The sequence below is a fragment of the Ectothiorhodospira shaposhnikovii genome (assembly GCF_047222355.1).
Lineage (GTDB): Bacteria > Pseudomonadota > Gammaproteobacteria > Ectothiorhodospirales > Ectothiorhodospiraceae > Ectothiorhodospira.
Window position 1 is genome coordinate 1364547 of record NZ_CP178333.1, and the last position, 15796, is coordinate 1380342.

The following is a 15796-nucleotide window of genomic DNA, read 5'->3' on the forward strand; positions in this document are numbered from 1 at the left end:
GATCCGATGAATCCAGTGTGTCCCGTCCCTCCGGACTGTTTTGATCCGGCCTGTACCCGTTGTCCGCGGCTGGTGGATTTTCTGACCCGGGTGCGTGCCCGTCACCCCGGCTATCATGCCGCCCCGGTGCCTCCCTTTGGGGATCCCGAGGCCCGGCTGCTGATCGTGGGCCTGGCCCCGGGGATGCATGGTGCCAATGCCTCCGGCCGTCCGTTCACGGGGGATTTCGCCGGTATCCTGCTCTACCAGACCCTGTTTGAGATGGGTTTCGCCAGTGCACCGGAGTCAAGCAGCCGTGATGACGGGCTGAAGCTGAGAGATTGTCGAATCACCAATGCCGTCAAGTGCCTGCCTCCCGAGAACAAGCCGCTCACCCCTGAAGTCCGGGCCTGCAACGACTACCTGGCCCGGGAACTGGCCTTGCTGGCTCCGGGCAGCGTGGTGCTGGCCCTGGGTACCGTGGCCCACAATGCGGTACTGCGCGCCCTGGGGTTGCGGCAGTCGGCTCACCGGTTCGGCCATGGTCATGAGCATGCCCTGGGCAACGGGCTCATGCTGGTGGACTCCTATCACTGCAGTCGTTACAACACCCAGACAGGTCGCCTGACCAGCGAGATGTTCAAGGTGGTTTTTGCACAGGTGAAGCGGCATCTGGACGGTTCATGATCATCACCGAAGGTCTGCAGTCCGACGCATTTGATCCGCGTCGCTTTCTGGCCGACCTCACCACCCAGCCCGGGGTCTACCGGATGGTGGGGGAGGAGGGCGCCGTGCTCTATGTGGGCAAGGCCAAGAACCTGAAGAAGCGGGTATCCAGCTACTTTCGTCCCACGGTGGCCAATGCCCGGATCGCTGCCATGGTGGCCCAGATCCGGGATGTCCAGGTGATCGTCACCCGCAGCGAGGCCGAGGCCCTGCTGCTGGAAAACAATCTGATCAAGGAGCACCGGCCCCGTTACAACATCCTGTTCCGGGATGACAAATCCTACCCCTATATCTTCATCTCTCATCATCCCTATCCCCGCCTGGCCTTTCATCGTGGTGCCCGCAAGGCATCCGGCCGCTATTTCGGTCCCTATCCCTCGGGCGGCGCGGTCCGTGACACCATCCAGCTGTTGCAGAAGCTGTTCCTGATCCGTCCCTGCGAGGACAGCTTCTTTCAGAACCGTTCCCGTGCCTGTCTGCAGTATCAGATCCAGCGCTGCAGCGGACCCTGCGTTGGCTTGATCGATGCCGATGCCTATGGGGTGGATGTGCGCCATGCCGTGGATTTTCTCGAAGGACGCAGTGAGCGTATCATCGCGGATCTGGTGCAGGGAATGGAGCAGGCCGCCGTCGCCCTGGAGTATGAGCAGGCCGCCCGTATCCGGGATCAGATTGCGCGGCTACGGCAACTCTCAGAGCGTCAGTACGTCAGCGCGGAAGACGGCGACGTGGACATCATTGCCGTCGCCCGGGAAGCGGGGGAGGTCTGCGTGCAGGTCTTCTCCATTCGCGGGGGGCTGAACCTGGGCAACCGATCCCTGTTTCCCCGGGTGCCGGATGACGTCGCCGACGGGTCGCTGATGACGGCGTTCCTAGGCCAGTATTACCTGAATCGTGAAGTCCCCTCCCGGCTCATTCTCAGTCACCCCCCCGAGGATCGGGCCGTGCTGGAAGACATGCTCACCCTGCGTCGCGGGCAGAAGGTGACGCTGGCCTGGCAGGTGCGGGGAGATCGCGCCCGCTGGCTCGAGATGGCGATACGCAATGCCCGGATGACCCTGGCGACCCGCCTGGCCGGGCGCGCCGGCATGCGGGAGCGCCTGGAGGCCCTGCAGGATGCCCTGGACCTGGATGATCCGCCACGGCGGATGGAGTGTTTCGATATCAGCCACACCCAGGGCGAGGCGACCGTGGCCTCCTGCGTGGTCTTTGACGAAGAGGGGCCGCTCAAGTCCGATTACCGCCGCTTCAACATCAAGGACATCACGCCGGGGGATGACTATGCCGCCATGCGCCAGGCCCTGATGCGACGTTATACCCGTCTCAAGGCCGGTGAGGGCAAGTTGCCGGACATCCTGTTCATCGACGGCGGCAAGGGGCAGGTGCGCCAGGCCCTGGACGTGTTGGAGACGCTGCAGGTCAGTGGCGTCATGGTGGTCGGTGTGGCCAAGGGCGAGGACCGTCGTCCGGGGATGGAGACCCTGATCTTGAGCGATGCGGCCCAGCCGTCTATACTGCCGCCGGGCTCCAGGGCGCTGCATCTCATCCAGCAGATTCGGGACGAGGCCCACCGCTTTGCCATCACCGGGCACCGGCAGCGCCGTGCCAGAGCCCGCGGTACCTCACCGCTGGAGCAGATATCCGGCATGGGTCCCAAGCGACGCCAGCAGTTACTGAAACACTTCGGCGGGCTTCAAGGTGTGTGCCGTGCCGACGTGGAAGCGCTCGCCAAGGTGCCCGGCATCAGTCGCAAGCTGGCGCAGCAGATTTTCGATTCGCTACATGACGACTGATCCATGACATTTTCGATTCCCAATCTTCTCACCTGGATGCGCATCGCCCTGATCCCCCTGATCGTGGTGGTCTATTACTATCCGCATCCCCTGTCCGGGCCGGTGAGCGCCATGATCTTTGCCCTGGCCGCCATCACCGACTGGCTGGACGGTTATCTGGCGCGGCGTCTGGGGCAGACCTCCAGTTTCGGCGCCTTTCTGGATCCGGTGGCGGATAAGCTGATGGTGGCCACGGCCCTGGTGCTGTTGGTGGACAATCCGGGCGGTATGCTGTTGGCGGTGGCCGCCGCCATCATTATCGGTCGGGAAATTGCCATTTCCGCCCTGCGTGAATGGATGGCCGAGTTGGGGCAGCGGGGCAAGGTGGCCGTATCCTGGATCGGCAAGCTCAAGACCACCGCGCAGATGGTGGCCATCTTCCTGCTGCTCCATGCCCAGCCCATCCTGGGGCTGCCCACCTTCACCCTGGGTCTGGTGCTGCTCTACGTGGCCGCGGTCCTGACCCTGTGGTCCATGTTCCATTATCTGCGCGCGGCCCTGAGCGTCGCGGACAGCTGATTGCGCTAGAGGGAACTGGCAGCCTGCGCCTCCGGGCGCAGGCTGGTGTCGAACCGTACGCTCTGGGGGTAGGGAAATACGTCGCCGTGGATTCCCTTCTTTACGTCCTCCTGCCTGCGTTGCCAGTAGCGGTAGTCGAACAGGTCCCGATGCAGCTGCATCAGCATGCGCCGTATCCGCGGGTCGGTGCTCAGGAAGGTGGGGAATTCCTCCGGAAAGATCTCGTTGGGTCCGGCTGAATACCAGGCATCCGAGCTGAGTTCATCTTCCGGAAACGGCGAGGGGGGGATCTTGCGGAAGTGGCACTCCGTCAGGTAGCAGATCTCGTCGTAATCGTAAAAGACCACCTTGCCGCTGTCGGTCACGCCGAAGTTTTTGAACAGCAGGTCCCCGGGAAAAATGTTCACGCCGATGAGCTGCTTGATGGCCAGACCCCATTCTTCCAGGGCGGCGCGGGTATGGGCTTCGTCGGCCTGTTCCAGATAGACGTCCAGCGGCAGCATCCGCTTCTCGATGTAAAGGTGCTTGATGACCAGGTTGCCGCCGTCGATCTCCATCTGGGACGTCACTTCCTTTTTCAGGACCTCCAGCAGTTCGGGTGAAAAACGCGCCAAGGGGAAGGCCACTTCGGAGAACTCCAGGGTATCCGCCATCCGGCCTACCCGGTCATGCATCTTCACCTGCAGGTAGCGACGTTCGATCAGTTCATGGGTGACATCCTTCTGGGGGGGGAAACGATCCTTGATCACCTTGAATACGTAAGGATAAGAGGGCAGGGTGAATACCACCATCACCAGACCCGGGGTACCCTGGGCAATGGAAAAATGATCGGTACTGTTGGCCAAGTGGTGCAGGAAGTCCCGGTAGAACTCGTTCTTGGCCTGCTTGTGAAAGCCGATGCTCATGTACAGTTCGGCCACCGGCTTGTCCGGCATCAGATCCTGCAGAAAAACCACGGTGGCGGCCGGTACCGGCGTTTTCACGACAAAGTAGGCCCGGGCAAAGCTGAACACCGCCTCGGCCTCTTCTTCGGTGGTGAGCAGGGCGTCCGCCACCAGGCCCATGCCCTCGATATTGTTCAGGGGGATGATGAAGGGATGGCTGCTGCCCTCATGCACCACCCGTCCGATGAGATAGGCCGCCTTGTTGCGAAAGAAGGGAAATTCCAGCACATCAATGCGCAGATCCCCCATGGCCTCCGGGCCGAATTCGGAGCGGGCCTCCAAGGCGCGGGCGATATTGTGCACGTCCTTGGACAGGTCGGCGTGGGGCAGGTTGAAGTAGAAGGCCGAGAGGATTTCCCAGATGCAGGTATCCACGCCGCCGTCGCGGGTATGAAAGGAGAGGTAGCCCCGGTATCGTTCGGCCAGTTCCTGTCGATTGGCCACTGATTCCAGGAAGATCATGTCATTGTTGTAATACTTGCGCTCGAATAGCCGGCAGAATACGGAGTTGTAGAAGGTCTCGGCCAGCTCCGGTCTGGAGTGGTGTTGCAGCAGGTCCATATAGGCGATCTTGACCAGTTGCCACAGGCGCTCTTCCAGCCCGTCGATGCCGAAGGTGGCGCGCACCTTGCCGAGGGTTTCCTGCACCCGCTGGTCATAGGAGCTGATGCGCTTGACCGAGGCGGCCCGGACGGCGTCCCAGTCGGCATGTTCGAAGCGCTCCCGGGCGCTGCTGGTGATTTCCTGGAAAAACGAGAAATGACGCTCAAAACCGGTCAGGATGGAGCGGGCGATCTGCCGCGCGCGTTCATTCATCAGTCGGGTTACCTGTGGTCGCTGGGCGGTTGACGGTCGGCAATGAGGGAAATCTACTACATTCCGGCCCTGTCATGGCACTGCAATTTTGCAGTGCGGAAGGCGGATCGTGACCTGCGACAGGTATCATTATTAAGCCGATTTGCCTCAAAATTGCACAAGCATTTAATAGATTAATAATGAATATTGAAATTTATTTTCCGCATACGGGCGTTTCTGGACTACGCTTGCTGCCCTTGCGCTGAATGGTTAACTGTAATGCTGGGACTTGAGCCCGACCTTCGGCACAATCCATGTTCCGAGCAGTACCGCCCGGTCGATACGGGCAAAACGACTCAGAGATCACAGAGGACCAAGGCAACATGAACAGAGAAGAACAGATCAAGGCGCTTGAGGCGGACTGGGCCAACAATCCCCGCTGGAAGGACGTGAAGCGTGGTTATACCGCCGCTGATGTGGTGCGTCTGCGCGGCTCCGTTCAGCCTGAGTACACCCTGGCCCGCATGGGCGCCGAGAAGCTGTGGAAGCGCGTCAACGGCGAGGCCAAGAAAGGCTATGTGAATGCCTTCGGTGCCATCACCGCCGGTCAGGCGATGCAGCAGGCCAAGGCCGGTCTGGAAGCCGTGTACCTGTCCGGCTGGCAGGTGGCCGCCGACGGCAACACCTCCGAAACCATGTACCCGGACCAGTCCCTGTACGCCTATGACTCCGTGCCCACCATGGTGCGTCGCATCAACAACACCTTCAAGCGTGCCGATGAGATCCAGTGGTCCCGCGGCATCAACCCCGGTGATGAAGGTTATGTGGATTACTTCCTGCCCATCGTGGCCGACGCCGAAGCCGGCTTCGGCGGCGTGCTCAACGCCTTCGAACTGATGAAGAACATGATCGCCGCCGGCGCCGCCGGTGTGCATTTCGAAGACCAGCTGGCCGCCGTGAAGAAGTGCGGTCACATGGGCGGCAAGGTGCTGGTGCCCACCCGCGAGGCCATCGAGAAGCTGATCTCCGCCCGCTTCGCCGCCGACGTCATGGGCGTGCCCACCATCGTGCTGGCCCGTACCGACGCCGAGGCCGCCAACCTGATCACCTCCGACCACGATGAGAACGACAAGCCGTTCCTCACCGGCGAGCGGACCCAGGAAGGCTTCTACCGGGTCAAGAACGGCCTGGAGCAGGCCATCAGCCGCGGCGTGGCCTACGCCCCCTATGCCGATCTGGTGTGGTGCGAAACCGGCACCCCCGACCTGGGCTTTGCCCGTGAGTTCGCCCAGGCCGTGCACGCCGAATGCCCCGGCAAGCTGCTGTCCTACAACTGCTCCCCGTCCTTCAACTGGAAGAAGAACCTGGACGACAAGACCATTGCCAAGTTCCAGGATGAGCTGTCCGCGCTGGGCTACAAGTACCAGTTCATCACCCTGGCGGGTATCCACGTCAACTGGTTCAACACCTTCAACTTCGCCTACAACTATGCCCGCGGCGAAGGCATGAAGCACTACGTGGAAATGGTGCAGGAGCCGGAGTTCAAGGCCCGCGAGCGTGGCTATACCTTCGTGTCCCACCAGCAGGAAGTGGGTGCCGGTTACTTCGACGAAGTGACCACCGTCATCCAGGGCGGTTCCTCCAGCGTCAAGGCGCTGGCCGGTTCCACCGAAGAAGAGCAGTTCCACGGTTGATTCAGTCCGTCCCGGATGCCCCTGGCGGGTGTCCGGGACACACCGTGAACCGGTCGGGCCGTACTCGCTGCATGGCGGTACGGCCTTTTTTTTACACGTTTGCAAAAGGGGACGAGCAATGGCTTCCGAAGCACTGGATTTTCAGGGGACGGCGGACCTGTGTGATGAATACGAGGATCATCCGGGGCTGCAGGTGGCAGAGCCCCTGTTCAGGGATTTTGGCGGCGAGCGGGCCTTTTCCGGCGAGATCGTGACCCTCAAGTGTTTCGAGGACAACACCAAGGTCCGGGAGATGCTGGGTGAGGATGGGCGCGGCAAGGTGTTGGTGGTGGATGCCGGCGGTTCCCTGCGCTGCGCCATGCTGGGGGATCAGCTGGCGATGCTGGCGGTCAAGAACGGCTGGGCCGGGGTGGTGATGTACGGCTGCATCCGGGATTCCCGTGCCTGCGCCGGCATGCCCCTGGGGGTCAAGGCTCTGGCCACCCATCCCCTCAAGAGCCGCAAGCAGGGCGTGGGGCAGGAGAACGTGCCGGTGAAGTTTGCCGGGGTCAGCTTCCGGCCCGGTGACCGCCTGTTTGCCGACGAGGACGGTATTGTTGTGTTGCCGGCCTGATTCGGGCCGTCATCGCCGCACCACCTGAGGTCCCGGCTGCGCTATCATGGCCCCTCGTGCCCGCGGCCCTTGAGCCGGTGCGGGCGTATGACCCTTTCCGGCAACTTCAGCGAGATTCATGAGCTATCAGGTCCTGGCCCGCAAGTGGCGCCCCCGCAGTTTCGAGGAACTGGTTGGACAACCCCACGTGGTGCGCGCCCTGTCCAATGCCCTGCGCGAGGACCGGTTGCACCATGCCTATCTCTTCACCGGCACCCGGGGCGTGGGCAAGACCACCATTGCCCGGGTCCTGGCCAAGTGCCTCAACTGTGAAACGGGGGTGACCGCCACCCCCTGTGGCCGGTGCGGTGCCTGTCGCGAGATCGACGCCGGACGCTTCATCGATCTGATCGAGGTGGATGCCGCCTCCCGCACCCGGGTGGAGGACACCCGGGAATTGCTGGAGAACGTGCCCTACGCCCCCACCCGGGGACGCTTCAAGGTCTATCTGATCGACGAAGTGCACATGCTCTCCACCCACAGCTTCAACGCCCTGCTCAAGACCCTGGAAGAGCCGCCGCCCCATGTGAAGTTCCTGCTGGCCACCACGGACCCCCAGAAGCTTCCGGTCACCATCCTGTCCCGCTGCCTGCAGTTCAATCTCAAGGCCATGCCGGCGTCGATGATCGCCGATCATCTGAGCCAGGTGCTGCAGAGGGAGGCCATCGAGGCCGAGCCTGCCGCCGTCCTGCAGATTGCCCGCGCCGCCTCGGGCAGCATGCGCGATGCCCTGAGCCTGCTGGATCAGGCCATCGGTTTCGGTGACGGCGTGCTGCGCGCGGAGGAGGTGCGGGAGATGCTCGGCGCCATGTCCCGGGACCACCTGCTGCGGCTGCTCCAGGCCCTGGCCGCCGGAGATGCCCGGGCGGTGCTGGCGGTGGTGGAAGAGCTGTCGGCCCAGTCTCCAGACTATGGGGCGGTGCTGGCCGAACTGATCACCCTTTTGCATCATCTGGCCCTGGCCCAGCAGGTGCCCGAGGTCCTGGACAACCTGCCGGATGAACGGGAAGCCCTGGCGGAAATGGCCCGGGGGATGGCACCCGAGGACATCCAGCTCTTTTATCAGATCGCCCTGATCGGGCGCCGGGATCTGCCCCTGGTCCCCGAGCCCCGTAGCGGCCTGGAGATGGTCCTGCTGCGCATGCTGGCCTTTCGTCCGGTGGCCGATGCCGCTCCACGGGTACCGGCACCACCCGCGCCGCCCCGGGCCGAATCGACGCCGGCGGTGCCTAAGCCGGCGGCGCCGGGGCCGGTGCCCCGAGGGCCGCGGGATATCCTCGCCCAGCTGGAAGGCGGGCCTGCCCGGGCCGCGCCGGTTGGACGTGCCGATCTCCCGTCCGTGCCATCCGTAGCGGCACCGGACCCGGTACCCCCTCCACGGGCCGTGGCCCCGGAGCCGATTGAGCCTGACCTGCCCGAGCCGCCACCCTGGCTGGACGAGGAAGGCGCATCCCCCGCGGCCACGGTGCCCCCCGCCCCGGCACGGGAGGCCCCGGCGCCGACAGCCCCCCTGCCGCCGCACCCTGTGCAGGCCGATGCCGCAGCGCATCTGGACTGGGGAGCGCTGGTGCCCACCCTGGGCCTGGGGGCGGTGGCCGGGCAGCTGGTGAATCATTGCGCCCTGGAAGGTTACGACGGCCACGAGCTGGTGCTGAGTCTGGAGCCCAAGTACGACCACTTAAAGACGGATATGTCCCTGCAGCGGCTGGAATCCGCCGTGCAGTCACGGTTGGGTCGGCCTGTCAGGGTGCGCATTCGGTCGGGACAGCCCGCTTCGGATACCCCGGCGGCGGCGGCGGCCAGGGCCCGTGCCCGGCGACAGCAGGCGGCCGAGCAGGACATGGAGGAAGACCCCGTGGCCGGTGCCCTGAAAGCCCGTTTCGATGCGGCGCTGGTGGCCGGTTCCGTGCGCCCCGTGGAAGGAGATTGAGCGCGGGCGCGTGTTTCACGCATCGGGAGGCATTACACTACGCCTCCCTGAATTCACTGAACCTTAGAAAGGTGATTGATATGCTCAAAGGCGGACTTGGGAACCTGATGAAGCAGGCCCAGAAGATGCAGGAAGAGATGGCCCGTGCCCAGGCCGAGCTGGCGGAGATGGAAGTGACCGGTCAGGCCGGTGGCGGCATGGTCAGCGTGGTCATGACCGGCAAGCACTCCGTGAGCCGTGTGACCATCGACCCCAGTGTGCTGGAAGAAGATCGTGACATGCTCGAAGACCTGCTGACGGCCGCCATGAACGACGCGGTACAGAAGGTGGAAGACATGACCCGGGAACACCTGGGTGCCGTCACCCAGGGCATGGGCCTGCCGGGCGGATTCAAGCTGCCGTTCTGATCCATGGACGGAGCGCCCCTTCTTGATCGTCTGGTGGAGGCACTGCGCTGCCTCCCCGGCGTGGGTCCCAAATCGGCCCAGCGGATGGCTCTGCACGTGCTGGAACGGGACCGGGAAGGGGCGCTGCGGCTCGCCGAGGTGCTGAAGGAGGCGGTCGAGCGCATCGGTCATTGCCGGTGCTGTCGCACCCTCACCGAGCACGCGCTGTGTCGGGTCTGCGCCGACACCCACCGGGACAGGCACTTGCTGTGCGTGGTGGAGACGCCGGCGGACCAGATGGCGATCGAGCAGGCCACCGGCTTTCGCGGCCAATACCATGTGCTGCTGGGTCAGCTTTCCCCCCTGGACGGCGTTGGCCCCGAGGAACTGGGTCTGGATCGGCTGGAGGCCCGTCTGGCCGAAGGCGAGATCCGGGAACTGATCCTGGCCACCGGGACCACGGTGGAAGGGGAGGTCACCGCTCACTACATCGCGGACATGGCCCGGGCGCTGGGGGTGCGGACCACCCGCATTGCCCACGGCATCCCGCTGGGCGGCGAACTGGAATATGTGGACCGCGGCACCCTCTCCCATGCCTTTTCAGGCCGGCGTGATCTCTAGACCGGCCATCCATCGAGTGGAAAGAGAATGACAGACTGTATCTTCTGCAAGATTGCCGAGGGCAGGATCCCGGCGGATATCGTTTATCAGGACGACCGGGTGGTGGCGTTTCGCGACCTCAATCCCCAGGCCCCCCTGCACGTACTGGTGATCCCCAGGCAGCATTTCGACACTGTTGCCGACATGACGCAGGCCGACATGGACCTTCTGGGTCACATGCATTGGGTGGGGCTTGAAGTGGCCCGGGGGGCGGGCGTGGTGGAAGACGGTTTCCGCACCGTCATCAACTGCAACGCCGACGGCGGTCAGTCGGTCTATCACCTGCACATGCACGTCCTGGGTGGCCGGCAGATGGAGTGGCCGCCGGGCTGATCGTGCCGATGGGGCCTGGCGCGTGGGTTATGCCTCGGCCGCTTCCAGCAGCGTGCGGTAGCTCGCGTAGCGCCGCGGATCGATCCGTCCCTGCTCAAGGGCGGCCTTGACCGCGCAACCCGGTTCCACCGTATGGGTGCAGTTGTGAAAACGACACTCCGGCGCCAGGGTCCTGAGTTCCACGAACCCTTGCGCCAGTTCCCGCTGGGGGGTGGGGCCGGGGCTGAAGTCGCGCACGCCGGGTGAGTCGATCAGGGCGCCGCCACAGGGCAGGCGATAGACGGTGGCATTGGTGGTGGTGTGGCGTCCCTCGCCGCTGAGTTCGGACAGGGCGCCGATGCGGATCTCCAGATCCGGCAGCAGTGCCTGGATCAGGGAGGACTTGCCCACCCCGGACTGGCCTACCAGCACGCTGGTGCCCATGGCCAGGAAGGCCTGCAGGGCCTCCATGCCCTGACCATTCGCCACGCTGGTCCTCAGGACCGGATAACCCAGTGCCTCGTAGCCCTGGAGGGCGACGGCCGTGCCTTCCGGGTCCGGATCGGGCCGGTCTGCCTTGTTGTAGAGGATCAGCGCCCGGGCCGGCATGCGCTCGATGGCCACCAGGTAACGGTCCACCAGGGGCCAGCTCGGGGCGGGGGCGGCGGCGGTGACGACCACCACCTGATCCACGTTGGCGGCGATGTTCTTGCGCTGGCCACGGGGATCGACCCGTTCCAGCAGGTTGCCGCGGGTGTGAATGTCGGTGACCACGCCGTCTCCGCTGGGCTCGGGATGCCATGACACGGCATCGTTGCAGACCACGTGTTCAAGCCGGCGGCGGGGCGTGCAGCGGTGGACACGGCCGTCCTCGTCCTCCACCAGCACCTGTGAACCAAAACGGGTGATGACCCTGCCGGGTCTGGATGCTTTCATTGCCTTCCCAGGTCGATGTCCGATTCAGTCTTCCAGTAAGCGGTCCACCCGGGCAGCGCAGATGAAGTCGTTCTCCGACAGGCCGCCGATGGCATGGGTGGTGAACCGCACCAGACAGCGATCATAGCCTACCTCAAGGTCCGGGTGGTGATCTTCCCGATGGGCCACCCAGGCGGCGGCATTGACGAAGGCCATGGTCCGATGAAAGTCGGGAAACCGGAAGGCGCGTTCAATGGCACGGCCATCGTCCACCACCGTCCAGTCCGGGGCCAGGGATTTCATGAAGCTCTGGATGTCCACCTTGTCCATGGGCGGGGTGCCGCCCTCGCAGGGGGTGCAGTGTCGGTCATGGAGCTGGGTCATGGGGATGCCTCCTTTTCCGGCCGGCGGGTCCGGCCTCGAAAAAGCGTTCATGTACAGTGTAGACTGTGGCCCCGCCGTCGGCGTTCGCCCGTCGCCGGCGATCTTCTTGCCATGAACGCTCAGAGCGTGCCGCCACGGCACAAAGGAAGCCCATGAATCCCAATCCGGAGAATCTGGTCTGGATCGACCTGGAAATGACCGGCCTGGACCCGCAATCCGACTACATCATCGAGATTGCCACCATCGTGACGGACAAGGAGCTGAATGTCCTGGCGGAAGGCCCCGTGATCGCCATCCATCAGACCGAGGAAATCCTGAGCCGGATGGATGACTGGAACCGCAATACCCATGGCCGCTCCGGCCTGCTGGACCGGGTGAAGCTGAGTCTCTACAACGAGGTGGAGGCGGAGCAGGAAACCCTGCGGTTCCTGAAGCAGTATGTGCCGCCCCGTTCATCCCCCATGTGCGGCAACAGCATCTGCCAGGACCGGCGCTTTCTGTTCCGCTGCATGCCGGATCTGGAAGCCTTCTTCCATTACCGCAACCTGGATGTGAGCACGCTCAAGGAGCTGGCCCGCCGCTGGGCGCCCGGCGTGCTCAACAGCCTGTCCAAGGATGCCACCCACAAGGCCCTGCAGGACATCCGCGACTCCATCGCCGAGCTGCGCCATTATCGGGAGCACATGCTCAAGGTCTGAGCCGACGTGTTTCAGGTCTCGATGGGGGTGTCGTCCCGGTTGCCCCAGTCGGACCAGCTACCCGGATACCCTCGCACCCGTTCGTAGCCCAGGTGCTCCAGCGCCAGCCAGTTCAGGGCGGAGCGATGGTGGGTGTGGCAGTAGACGACGATCTCCTTTTCCGGCGTGATGCCCTGTGCCTCCAGATCCCGGCGCAGGGCTTCTTCGGCGCGCAGGCGACGGTTGTGCTCCAGATCCATGCAGCGGGTCCATTCGAAGGAAACCGCCCCGGGGATGTGGCCGCCCCGGGCCGCATAGGCCACCCGGCCGGTGAATTCATCGGTGCTGCGCGCATCCACCAGGATCACGTCCTCATCCTTCATGTGGGCCAGGATCCACGCCCGGTCGGCCACCCGTTCGGTACCATAGGCGAGGGGGTATTCCGTTTGCGTCGGCGCGACATCCACGGCGGCTTGGGTGGAAATGGTCAGGCCCGCCGCCGACCAGCCCGCCACTCCCCCGTCGAGCAGTGACAGCGCCTCATGACCACACACGGCCAGGGTCCAGAGCAGGCGCGCGGCCTTGCCGCCGCCTTCCTCGTCGTAGCACACCACATGGGTGTCCGGGCCGATGCCCAGTTCCGCCAGGATGGTGCGTAGCACGCCGATCTCCGGCAGCAGTCCCATGACCGGAGCCGCCGAGGCGACGATGCGACCGTAGTCCAGATGGAGGGCGCCCGGCACGTGGCCGGCGGCATGGCGCTCGGCCGGGCTCAGGTCCACAATCCGCAGACGCTGGTCCTGCAGCCTTGCCTCAAGGGCCAGGGGATCGATGATGCGTGGCATAGCCTCGTGCATGGGGCGTATCTCCTGATTCATGCCGGGGAGCCGGACGGGGTCAGTACGGTGGGACGGCCGGCCAGTGCCGGATCGGTCCGCGGGTAGTCCAGGGTGTAATGCAGGCCCCGGCTCTCCTTTCGGCTCTGAGCGCTGCGGATGATGATTTCCGCCACCAGGGCCAGGTTGCGCAGCTCGATCAGGTCATTGGTGACGCGGAAGTTGCTGTAGTAGTCGTGGATCTCGCCCTGCAGCAATTCAATGCGTCGTTGCGCCCGCTGCAGTCGTTTGCTGGTGCGAACGATGCCCACGTAGTCCCACATGAAGCGGCGCAGTTCTTCCCAGTTGTGGGCCACCACCACCTCCTCGTCCGAGTCGGTGACACGGCTCTCGTCCCAGGCTGGAATCCGGTCCACCGGCACCGGCTCGGGACGTTGCCGGCCCATGTCCTGGGCGGCGGAGCGGGCGAAGACCAGGCATTCCAGCAGGGAGTTGCTGGCCATGCGATTGGCGCCGTGCAGGCCCGTGCAGGCCACTTCACCGATGGCATAGAGCCCGTCCAGATCGGTGCGGGCCGCCAGGTCGGTCATCACGCCGCCGCAGGTGTAGTGGGCGGCGGGCACCACCGGAAGGGGGTCCCGGGTCATGTCGAAGCCGTATTCCAGGCAGCGTTCATGGATGTTGGGGAAGTGGGATTTGATGAAGTCCGCCGGCTTGTGGGAGATGTCCAGATAGACGCAGTCCGCCCCCAGGCGTTTCATTTCATGGTCGATGGCCCGGGCGACGATATCCCGTGGGGCCAATTCCCCCCGGGGGTCGAAGCGTTCCATGAAAGGGGTGCCGTCGGGCAGCAGCAGTCTGCCGCCTTCGCCCCGAACCGCCTCGGAGATGAGAAAGGACTTGGCTTTGGGATGGAACAGGCAGGTGGGATGAAACTGCATGAACTCCATGTTGGCCACCCGGCAACCGGCCCGCCAGGCCATGGCGATGCCGTCGCCGGTGGAGCCGTCCGGGTTGCTGCTGTAGAGATAGACCTTGCTGGCGCCGCCGCTGGCCAGGACCACGAAGGGCGCGGCGAAGATTTCCACCTTATGGGACTTGAGATTGAGCACATAGGCACCCAGGCAACGCCGGGGGCCCGTCAGGCCGAGCTTGTGGCTGGTGAGCAGATCCACCGCGATGTGATGTTCGAACAGCTCGATGTTGGGGTGGCGCCGGACCTGTTCCACCAGGGTGTTTTCGATGGCCTTGCCGGTGGCGTCGGCGGCGTGGACCACGCGGCGGTGGCTGTGGCCACCCTCCCGGGTCAGATGCAGTTGCACCCGGCCGTCGTCAGCCGGTTCGCGGGTGAAGGGGACGCCCAGATCCAGCAGCCATTGTATGCTTTCCGGGCCGTGCTCCACGGTATGGCGCACGGCGGCCTCGTCGCACAGGCCACCGCCGGCGTTCAGGGTGTCGCGGACATGGGCTTCCAGGGAGTCATGACGGTCCAGCACCGCGGAGACGCCGCCCTGGGCGTAATAGGTGCTCCCTTTGCTGACGGGTCCCTTGCTCAGCACCGCCACGCGTTGTTCCGTCGCCAGGTGAAGGGCCAGGCTCAGGCCGGCGGCGCCGCTGCCGATGATGAGGACGTCCATGGATTTGCGGACCTCCGCCTGGGACGAATCTTGCATTGATGGTTTCTCCAGAATGGCCTCGGCCCGGGAGGGAAAGGTCGGCGGTCCCTGGCGGGATGGGCCGGCGTCCGAGCGGGGGGCTCGCTTGAGGCTGTGTCTCGATCTGAGTTATTTTGTCACGGTTTTTTGCAGTGTTACATGCACCGGGCAGACTGACAAATTGACCTGTGCCATGAATTCCCGGGAATGATGGGAGCATGGTGCAGTTTGGGCGTCATTTGCAAGAACTTAACGAGGGTTTCCATGTCCATCGCAGTTAGGGTACAGGACGTGCCCTCAGAGGGGGAGTGCCCGAATGGGCAATAAAGTAACCGACGAGGAGCTGGTCAGGCGTGTTCAAGCCGGAGACAAGAAGGCTTTCGACGTACTGGTGCAGAAGTACCAGCACAAGATCGTCAACCTGGTCTCCCGCTATGTGCATGACTCTGCCACGGCGCTTGATGTGGCCCAGGAGGCCTTTATCAAGGCCTACCGGGGGCTGGCCAATTTCAGGGGCGAAAGCGCTTTCTACACCTGGCTGTACCGGATCGCCATCAATACGGCCAAGAACCATCTGGTCTCCCAGAGCCGCCGGACGCCGGACGTGGAGGTGGACGCCCAGGATGCGGAACAGATGGGGGGCGAGTCCGCCCTCAAGGAATATGCAACCCCGGAAGGGGAATTGCTGTCGGAGGAGATACGACTGGCCGTGCAGAACGCCATCAGCACGTTGCCGGACGACTTGAAGACAGCCATCACCCTGCGTGAACTGGAGGGGATGAGCTATGAGGAGATTGCGCAGACCATGGGATGCCCCATTGGTACGGTGCGCTCCAGGATTTTCCGGGCGCGGGAAGCGATCGATCGCGTCTTGCGGCCATTGCTTGATTAAATGTGCTT

At 64.0% G+C, this 15796-nt stretch carries 16 protein-coding genes; 11 read left to right on the plus strand and 5 right to left on the minus strand.

Features of this window, described 5'->3' with window-relative positions; all coding sequences use genetic code 11:
• The first annotated feature begins 6 nt into the window (after positions 1-6).
• From ACLF6L_RS06190 to pgsA, 3 genes are read left to right on the plus strand one after another with little or no spacing between them, the layout of a single operon-like run.
• A complete protein-coding gene (locus ACLF6L_RS06190) occupies positions 7-666 on the plus strand; it encodes a uracil-DNA glycosylase (RefSeq protein ID WP_238616667.1) in 660 nt (219 codons plus the stop codon).
• Positions 663-2498: an excinuclease ABC subunit UvrC gene (gene uvrC / locus ACLF6L_RS06195; RefSeq protein ID WP_412852587.1), complete on the plus strand. Its 1836-nt coding sequence runs from the start codon at positions 663-665 to the stop codon at positions 2496-2498. Before ACLF6L_RS06190 ends, uvrC begins: the two co-directional genes overlap by 4 nt.
• A gap of 3 nt (positions 2499-2501) precedes the next feature.
• Positions 2502-3056, plus strand: a complete 555-nt coding sequence (gene pgsA / locus ACLF6L_RS06200) for a CDP-diacylglycerol--glycerol-3-phosphate 3-phosphatidyltransferase (protein ID WP_238616669.1) — start codon at positions 2502-2504, stop codon at positions 3054-3056.
• Between the two features lie 5 nt (positions 3057-3061).
• Here the strand turns inward: pgsA and aceK are convergent, their stop codons facing one another.
• Complete coding sequence (gene aceK / locus ACLF6L_RS06205; protein ID WP_238616670.1) at positions 3062-4816, minus strand: bifunctional isocitrate dehydrogenase kinase/phosphatase; 1755 nt, start codon at positions 4814-4816, stop codon at positions 3062-3064.
• Between the two features lie 362 nt (positions 4817-5178).
• Between aceK and aceA the strand changes: the two genes are divergently transcribed.
• From aceA to ACLF6L_RS06235, 6 genes are all read left to right on the plus strand, one after another.
• Positions 5179-6489, plus strand: coding sequence for an isocitrate lyase (aceA, locus tag ACLF6L_RS06210; protein WP_238616671.1), 1311 nt, complete (start codon positions 5179-5181; stop codon positions 6487-6489).
• Between the two features lie 118 nt (positions 6490-6607).
• Entirely contained in the window at positions 6608-7102 is a 495-nt protein-coding gene (rraA, locus tag ACLF6L_RS06215; protein WP_238616672.1) for a ribonuclease E activity regulator RraA, read from the plus strand.
• A 118-nt stretch (positions 7103-7220) separates the two neighbouring features.
• The gene (dnaX, locus tag ACLF6L_RS06220; protein ID WP_412852588.1) at positions 7221-9071 is read left to right on the plus strand and encodes a DNA polymerase III subunit gamma/tau; all 1851 of its coding nucleotides are present in this window, start codon (positions 7221-7223) and stop codon (positions 9069-9071) included.
• A gap of 80 nt (positions 9072-9151) precedes the next feature.
• The gene (locus tag ACLF6L_RS06225) at positions 9152-9478 is read left to right on the plus strand and encodes a YbaB/EbfC family nucleoid-associated protein (RefSeq protein ID WP_238616674.1); all 327 of its coding nucleotides are present in this window, start codon (positions 9152-9154) and stop codon (positions 9476-9478) included.
• 3 nt (positions 9479-9481) lie between these two features.
• The gene (gene recR, locus ACLF6L_RS06230; RefSeq protein ID WP_238616675.1) at positions 9482-10078 is read left to right on the plus strand and encodes a recombination mediator RecR; all 597 of its coding nucleotides are present in this window, start codon (positions 9482-9484) and stop codon (positions 10076-10078) included.
• Between the two features lie 27 nt (positions 10079-10105).
• On the plus strand, positions 10106-10450 hold the full coding sequence (locus ACLF6L_RS06235) for a histidine triad nucleotide-binding protein (protein ID WP_008932638.1): 345 nt from the start codon (positions 10106-10108) through the stop codon (positions 10448-10450).
• A 27-nt stretch (positions 10451-10477) separates the two neighbouring features.
• On the opposite strand, the gene rsgA is transcribed toward ACLF6L_RS06235, so the two are convergent.
• Positions 10478-11365, minus strand: a complete 888-nt coding sequence (rsgA, locus tag ACLF6L_RS06240; protein WP_412852589.1) for a ribosome small subunit-dependent GTPase A — start codon at positions 11363-11365, stop codon at positions 10478-10480.
• 24 nt (positions 11366-11389) lie between these two features.
• The gene (locus ACLF6L_RS06245) at positions 11390-11728 is read right to left on the minus strand and encodes a 4a-hydroxytetrahydrobiopterin dehydratase (protein ID WP_008932636.1); all 339 of its coding nucleotides are present in this window, start codon (positions 11726-11728) and stop codon (positions 11390-11392) included.
• Positions 11729-11880: 152 nt separating this feature from the next.
• On the opposite strand from ACLF6L_RS06245, the gene orn reads away from it, so the two are divergent.
• The gene (orn, locus tag ACLF6L_RS06250) at positions 11881-12426 is read left to right on the plus strand and encodes an oligoribonuclease (protein ID WP_238616677.1); all 546 of its coding nucleotides are present in this window, start codon (positions 11881-11883) and stop codon (positions 12424-12426) included.
• A gap of 11 nt (positions 12427-12437) precedes the next feature.
• Here orn and ACLF6L_RS06255 read toward each other — a convergent pair whose 3' ends face one another.
• Positions 12438-13262 (minus strand): sulfurtransferase, encoded by an 825-nt coding sequence (locus ACLF6L_RS06255; protein WP_412852590.1) that lies wholly within the window; start codon positions 13260-13262, stop codon positions 12438-12440.
• Between the two features lie 17 nt (positions 13263-13279).
• Positions 13280-14914: an L-aspartate oxidase gene (nadB, locus tag ACLF6L_RS06260; protein WP_412852591.1), complete on the minus strand. Its 1635-nt coding sequence runs from the start codon at positions 14912-14914 to the stop codon at positions 13280-13282.
• Between the two features lie 298 nt (positions 14915-15212).
• Between nadB and rpoE the strand changes: the two genes are divergently transcribed.
• Positions 15213-15788, plus strand: coding sequence for an RNA polymerase sigma factor RpoE (rpoE, locus tag ACLF6L_RS06265; protein WP_238616680.1), 576 nt, complete (start codon positions 15213-15215; stop codon positions 15786-15788).
• The last annotated feature ends 8 nt before the right edge of the window (positions 15789-15796 follow it).